At 68.6% G+C, this 7,015-nt stretch carries 7 protein-coding genes; all 7 read left to right on the forward strand.

The window, feature by feature from the left end; genetic code table 11:
* Nucleotides 1-766 (forward strand): tripartite tricarboxylate transporter permease (locus J7E68_RS06605; protein WP_215171014.1); only part of this gene is annotated, 766 nt, incomplete at its 5' end.
* Nucleotides 763-1,632, forward strand: a complete 870-nt coding sequence (locus J7E68_RS06610) for a dihydrodipicolinate synthase family protein (RefSeq protein ID WP_215171016.1) — start codon at nt 763-765, stop codon at nt 1,630-1,632. The genes J7E68_RS06605 and J7E68_RS06610, both read left to right, overlap by 4 nt.
* A gap of 44 nt (nt 1,633-1,676) precedes the next feature.
* Nucleotides 1,677-3,374: a long-chain-fatty-acid--CoA ligase gene (locus tag J7E68_RS06615; RefSeq protein ID WP_215171018.1), complete on the forward strand. Its 1,698-nt coding sequence runs from the start codon at nt 1,677-1,679 to the stop codon at nt 3,372-3,374.
* A gap of 55 nt (nt 3,375-3,429) precedes the next feature.
* Entirely contained in the window at nt 3,430-4,416 is a 987-nt protein-coding gene (locus tag J7E68_RS06620; protein WP_215171020.1) for a LacI family DNA-binding transcriptional regulator, read from the forward strand.
* An 85-nt stretch (nt 4,417-4,501) separates the two neighbouring features.
* Nucleotides 4,502-5,287 carry a hypothetical protein gene (locus J7E68_RS19635; RefSeq protein ID WP_251048716.1) on the forward strand — a complete coding sequence of 262 codons (786 nt, stop codon included), beginning with the start codon at nt 4,502-4,504 and terminating at the stop codon, nt 5,285-5,287.
* 11 nt (nt 5,288-5,298) lie between these two features.
* Nucleotides 5,299-6,135, forward strand: coding sequence for a hypothetical protein (locus J7E68_RS19640; protein ID WP_251048717.1), 837 nt, complete (start codon nt 5,299-5,301; stop codon nt 6,133-6,135).
* A 153-nt stretch (nt 6,136-6,288) separates the two neighbouring features.
* Nucleotides 6,289-7,015 (forward strand): glycosyl hydrolase family 18 protein (locus tag J7E68_RS06630; RefSeq protein WP_215171022.1); only part of this gene is annotated, 727 nt, incomplete at its 3' end.

Raw genomic sequence — 7,015 nt, forward strand, 5'->3', positions numbered from 1 at the left:
GGGCGTCGCCGCCTCCGACACGGCAGCCAGCGCGACTCTCGGCGGCTCGCTCACGACCACGATGGCCCTCGGCATCCCCGGCGACTCGGTGATGGCCGTGATGATCGGTTCGATGATCATCTGGGGCATCACGCCAGGCCCCACGCTGTTCACGAACCGCCCCGACCTCGTCGTCTCGATCGTCGGCATCATGCTCGTCGCGACCCTGCTGTCGCTGGCGCTGAGTCTCGTGCGCATGAAGGGCATGGTGAAGCTGCTCGACGTGCCGCAGCCGTACCTCTGGAGCGGCATCCTGATCTTCTGCATCATCGGCACGTACGCCACATCGAACAGCCTGTCGACCGTCGTCACGATGCTCGTCTTCGGCGTGATCGGTGTGCTGCTGAAGCGGATGCAGGTGCCGGCGGGCCCCATCGTGCTCGGCCTGCTGCTCGGCCCGCTCGCCGAGGAGAACCTCGCTCGCACCCTGGCGATCCTGCCGACGCGTCCGTTCTTCGAGGTCGTCAGCCCGATCGCGATCGTGCTGCTCGCGCTCGCCGTGCTGTCGATCGTCATGCCGGCCATCCGCGCCGCCCGCACCCCGCGTGCGGAGCGCGCCTCGCTCGAGGACTCGATCCTCCAGGCCGAGAGTCGCGAGCAGATCGAGAAGGCGCACGGCGAGCTCGCCGCCGACCCCGACCTGCTCACCTCGACCGTCCGCAACGTCCAGGCCCCCACCCGGCGCCCGCGCAAGACCCGCAAGAACTCCAAGGAGAACGAGAAGTGACCCGCTACGACATCCTCACCGCCGTGCCCACCGCCTTCCACAGCGACGGCGCACTCGACCTCGAGGGGTCGCGCGCGATCTTCCGCTTCGTCGCCGAGTCGGGCAACGAGGGCGCGTTCGTGCTCGGCACCACGGGCGAGTTCCCCGCCGTCGACGCGACCGAGTTCGCGGCGATCGTCGAGGCCGCGCTCGCCGAGCTGAAGGACCGCATGCGCGTCGTGGTGCACGTCGGTCAGCCCAGCACCTTCGAAGCGCTGCGCCTGGTCGAGATCGCGAAGGGCCTGGGCGCGACCGAGTTCGCCGCCCTCACCCCGTACTACCTGAAGGCGACCGACCAGTCGATCTTCGAGTACTTCGCCGCACTGTCCGACGCGATCGGCGATGGCCGGCTGTACGTCTACATCTACCCGGCGCGCAGCGGCAACCCGGTCTCGGTCGAGCTGCTCGCCCGCCTCGCCGAGCTGCCCAACGTCGTCGGCGCCAAGGTCAGCGAGCTGTCGCTCGACGAGATCGCCGCGTACCGCGCCGCCGTGCCGGCCGACTTCGACCTCTACACCGGTGCCGACCGCGACCTGATCGCGGCCGTGCAGGTGGGCGCGCAGGGGGTCGTCTCGGGGGTCTCGTCTGTCACCCCCAAGCCGTTCAGGGCGCTCGCCGACGCCGGACGCTCGGGCGATGCGGCCGCGATCGCCGCAGCCCAGGCCGCCGTCGACGACGTGGTCTCGCTCATCGGCGGAGACATGGCGCGCATGAAAGAGGCGTACCGGGTGCTCGACGTCGTCGACACGCACTGCCGCATGGCGATCGCCGAGCCGACGGACGACGAGCGTCTCGCCGTCGCGCAGGTGGTGGCAGCGCACCGCTAGAACAGCCGGTCGTTCTCATAGCCGACTCCGGGCAAAATGGAGTCATGTCCGTCAACCCGTATGACTCCCGGCCGTGGCTCGCCTCTTATGCAGACGGAGTGCCCGCAGACATCGAGACTCCCACGCAGACGCTGCCCGAGATGATGTCGGCGAGCATCACCGCGTACGCCCGTCGGCCGGCGCTCGAGTTCTTCGGTGCGGTCACGACCTACCGTGAGCTCGGCGACCAGATCCTGCGTGCCGCCGAGGGGCTGAGGCGTCTCGGGGTGGACAAGGGCGACCGGGTGGCGCTGGTGCTGCCGAACTGCCCGCAGCACGTCGTGGCCTTCTATGCCGCGCTGCGACTGGGCGCCATCGTCGTCGAGCACAACCCGCTCTACACGGCCAGAGAGCTGCGGCACCAGTTCGAGGATCACGGCGCCAAGGTCGCGATCGTGTGGGACAAGACGGTCGACACGATCGCGGACTTCCCGGCCGATCTGCGGGTCGAGCACATCGTCAGTGTCGATCTGACCGAGGCGATGCCCGCCTCCCAGCGGATGCTTCTGCGGCTGCCGATCCCGAAGGCGCGCGCATCGCGGGCGAAGCTGACCAGCACCCCGAAAGCGCGCAGGGCCCCGGCCTGGAAGAAGCTGGTCGACCATCGCGCGCTCTCGCGCCGGATCGAGGGCCCGACGCTCGACGACACCGCGCTGCTGCAGTACACGAGTGGAACGACGGGCGACCCGAAGGGTGCGATCCTCACCCACGCGAATCTGCGGGCCAACGCGATGCAGGGCCGGGCGTGGGTGCCCGGTCTCGTCGACGGCGAGGAGACCTTCTACGGGGTGCTGCCGCTGTTCCACGCCTACGGCATGACGCTGTGCCTGACGTTCGCCATGAGCATCGGGGCGAAGCTCGTGCTGTTCCCGACCTTCGATCTGGGTCTCGTCACGAAGGCCGCTCGCACCAGCCCGCCGACCTTCCTCCCCGCCGTGCCCCCGATCTACGACCAGCTCGCGCGCGCCGCAGCACGAGGGACGATCGACCTCTCGAGCGTCCGCTTCGCGATCTCCGGAGCGATGAGTCTCCCGGTGGCGACCGTGCAGCGGTGGGAGGAGGCCACCGGCGGCCTCCTCGTCGAGGGCTACGGCATGACCGAGAGCTCGCCCGTCGCGCTCGGCAACCCGATAGGTCGGAGCAGGCGACCGGGCACCGTCGGGGTGCCGTTCCCCAGCACCGGCATCCGTGTGGTCGATCCCGCCGACACCGATGCCGACATGCCCGTCGGAGAGCGGGGCGAACTGCTCATCCGCGGGCCTCAGGTCTTCCAGGGGTACTGGCGGCGTCCGAGCGACTCCGCCGACGTGCTGCTCGCCGACGGATGGCTGCGCACCGGCGACATCGCCGAGGTCTCGGAAGACGGGTTCGTGACCATCGTCGACCGTCTCAAAGAGCTCATCATCACAGGGGGCTTCAATGTGTCGCCCAGTGAGGTGGAGGATGCACTCGAGGCGCACCCCGACGTGATCGCCGCGGCCGTCGTCGGGCGTCCGAGGTCGAGTGGTGGGGAAGAGGTCGCCGCCGCCGTGGTGCTGCGTGACGGGGCGGCACTCGATGCCGGGGCGCTGCGCGACTTCTGTCGCACCAGGCTCACGCCCTACAAGGTGCCCAAGCGCATCACCGTCGTCGACGAGCTGCCCCGTTCGCTCATCGGCAAGGTGCTGCGTCGCCAGGTGCGGGATCGGATGCTCGCCGACTGACCTCTCGGACGCGGCCCGTCTCGCCGACGGCCGTGAAACCGGTTACAGTGTGCCGATGGCCACGATCTACGATGTCGCTCGCCTCGCGCAGGTCTCGCCGGCCACGGTCTCGCGAGTGTTCAACGGCACCAGCGTGTCGGCCGAGAAGGTCGCCGCCGTGCGCCGCGCCGCGGAGCAACTGCGATTCACGCCGAACCGGACGGCACGGAACCTGCGTACGCAGAGCTCCGAAGTCATCGGCCTCGTGATCCCCGACATCGAGAACCCGTACTTCACCGAGATGGCCAGGGGTGTCGAGGACGTCGCATCCGGCGCCGGCTACTCGGTCGTGCTCTGCAACTCCGACTCGCAGCCCGAGAAGGAGGCGACCTATCTGCAGATCGCCGTCTCGGAGCACATGTCGGGCGTCATCATCGCTCCGGCGTCAGAGCGCACGCGGCTCGACGGCATCCTCGACACGGGGCGACCCGTCGTCGCCGTCGACCGCCACACGGTCTACGACATCGACGGAGTGGTGATGGCCAATCGCGAGGCCGGAGCGTCGGCGACCGAGGGGCTGCTCGAGGCCGGATATCGCCGTATCGCCTACATCGGCGGGCCTGAGGGGATCGACACGGCTGCAGAGCGCGCGGCGGGCTGGCGCGCTGCCCTCGCGGCCGGCGCCCCCGACATCGCCTCCGACGAGCTGCTGCGTTTCGCGAACTTCCGGGTCGACGGGGGGAGGGCCGCGATGGAGGAGCTGCTCGCGCTGCCGGAACGCCCCGACGCGGTGGTGGCGGGGAACAACCTGATCGGGGTGGGTGCGATACAGGTTCTGACGGAACACGGCCTGACGCCACCGGAGGTGGGAGTCGCGGTGATCGGCTCGCTGCCGTTCACCACGCTCTCGCCGACCGCAGTGACGGTCGTGCGACTGCCGGCGCGTGAGATGGGGGTCTCGGCGGCACGGATGCTGCTCGAGCGCATCGGCGGAGACAGCCGGCCGTCGCGCACAGTGGTGCTGCCGAGTGAGGTCCTGCCCGCCAGCGCTGTCAGGAGCTGACGCGCGCAGACACTCGCTCCTTGCGTGATGAAACCGATTTCACGTACAGTGGCAGAACACGCTGCGATCGAGGAGGACGCGAGTCATGACCTACACCCTGCCGACACCGGTGTCACGACCGGCCTCCGCGCCGAAGACCGCGTACCTGATCGCCTCCGGCGACCTGCGCGAGGCCGCGAACACCGGCGGCTGGCCCGTGCAGGTCGAGCTCGAGGCGGGCGTCACCGGCGTCTTCGAACAGCTCGGCTGGACCGTCATCCGCGCCAACGACGTCGACCCCGCCACGGGGCATGGCTTCATCTCGAGCCAGCGCATGGGCCTCGAGGTCTTCAAGAACATCCCCGCGGATGCTCCGCTCATCGTCGCCGAGGCCGTCTGGCAGTACTCGCACCACGTGCTCGCAGGTCTCCGATCGCACGAGGGGCCGATCCTCACCGTCGCGAACTTCGCGGGGGACTGGCCGGGCCTGGTCGGGCTCCTCGGCCTGAACGCCGGGCTCACCAAGATGGGCAAGCCGTATGCCACGATCTGGTCGGTCGACTTCACCGACGACTGGTTCACCGCCGGCATCAGGGAGTGGACCGAGACCGGCGCGATCACCCACGACGCCTCGCACGTGCGTCCGCTGCCGGTGCTGCCCGACAGCCCCGAGAAGCAGCTGGGCGAGGCGCTCGCCGCCGAGCTGCTCGCCGAGAAGGCCATCATCGGCGTGTTCGACGAGGGCTGCATGGGCATGTACAACGCGATCTTCGACGACGAGCTGCTCAACAAGACGGGCATCTACAAGGAGCGCCTCTCGCAGTCGGCGCTGTACGCCGAGATGCTCGCGAGGTCGGCGAGGATGAGGCGGATGCCGCCTATGACTGGCTGATCGATGCCGGCATGACGTTCCGGTACGGCGAGGATGCCGAGACCGAGCTGACGCGCGAGCAGGTGCAGTGGCAGCTGAAGATGTACATCGCCGCTCTCCGCATCGCCGATGACTTCGGGCTCGACGCGGTCGGCATCCAGTACCAGCAGGGCCTGAAGGACCTGGTTCCGGCATCCGACCTGGCCGAGGGCATCCTGAACTCCACCGAGCGTCCGCCGGTCACCTCGCGCGACGGATCGCGGGTGCTGCACGATGGCCTGGCCTTCCCGCACTTCAACGAGGCCGACGAGGGCGTCGCGGTCGACGCGCTGGTCACCGACCGGGTGTGGCGCGCGATGGGTCTGGTGCCCGACAACACGCTGCACGATGTGCGCTGGGGCGAGGACTACGACGGAGAGTTCGTCTGGGTCTACGAGATCTCGGGTTCCGTGCCCGCGTCTCACCTCGGCGGATGGCAGAACGCTGAGGGCTGGCGTCAGGGGCACGTCTTCTTCCCCGCGGGCGGCGCCACGATCAACGGCGTCTCGAAGCCGGGTGAGATCGTGCTGTCGCGGGTGTTCATCGCCGACGGCATCCTGCAGGCCGACATCTTCCGGGCATCTGTCGTCGAGCTTCCGGCCGCCGAGACGCAGCGTCGCAAGGACGCCACGAATCCCGAGTGGCCCATCGCCCACGTGGTTCTGCACGGTGTCTCGCGCGATCAGTTCATGGCCCGCCACAAGGCCAACCACGCACAGCTCGTCTATGCGCCCGATGCCGAGACGGCCGACAGGGCGCTGATCGCGAAGGCCGCGATGTTCGCGGGAATGGGCATCGCGGTCAACCTGGTCGGGGACGTGAGCATCTGAGCAGGTGATTCCGGGAGGGGCTCAGAGGGGCGGATGCGAGGGGCATCCGTCCCTCTCTGTTTCTTCCTGGCATGAGACTTAAGCGCTATAGTCGGCGACAGGTCGCGACGATGCGGCCGGATTCGACAACGACGCCGAAGGAGACGAACTCTCATGAGCCAGCCCACCGTCAGGAATCATCGAGTACGGAGAGGAATCGCCGGTCTGGGCGTCCTCGCCACTGCCGCAGCGGGACTGCTCGTCGGCACCTCGGGTGCCGCCGCCGAGACCGCAGAGCCGGTCGACCCGCAACTGGCGGTGTACGTCGAGGTCAACTCGAACGATTTAGCGAATGTGGCGGACTACACGCTCGCCCAATCCGGCGAGGCGGCCATCGACATGGCGATGATCTTCGCGGCCAACATCAACTACGACGGAGAGAAGGCCTACCTGCACTTCAACGAGCGGGTCACCGAGACGCTCGACGACGCAGAGACGCAGATTCGTCCGGTGCAGGAGAAGGGCACCAAGGTGCTGCTCTCGGTGCTCGGCAACCACCAGGGGGCGGGGTTCGCGAACTTCACGTCGTACGCACAGGCCGATGCCTTCGCCGCGCAGCTCGCCGACGCCGTCACGACCTATGGCCTGGACGGCATCGACTTCGACGACGAGTGGACAGAGTACGGCGCGAACGGAACCCCGCAGCCGAACCCGCAGTCGTTCGGATGGCTCGCGACGGCGCTGCGTGACCGACTGGGCCCCGACAAGATCATCAGCCTGTACGCCATCGGTCCGTCGTACACGACGACCGACTTCACCCTGTTCGACGCGGCGAACGTGCCCGACTACGCCTGGAACCCCTACTACCCGACGTACGACGCCCCCACCGTCACCGGGCTCG

Origin of the sequence: Microbacterium sp. ISL-103 (assembly GCF_018613995.1) — a bacterium.
Taxonomy (GTDB): Bacteria; Actinomycetota; Actinomycetes; order Actinomycetales; family Microbacteriaceae; genus Microbacterium.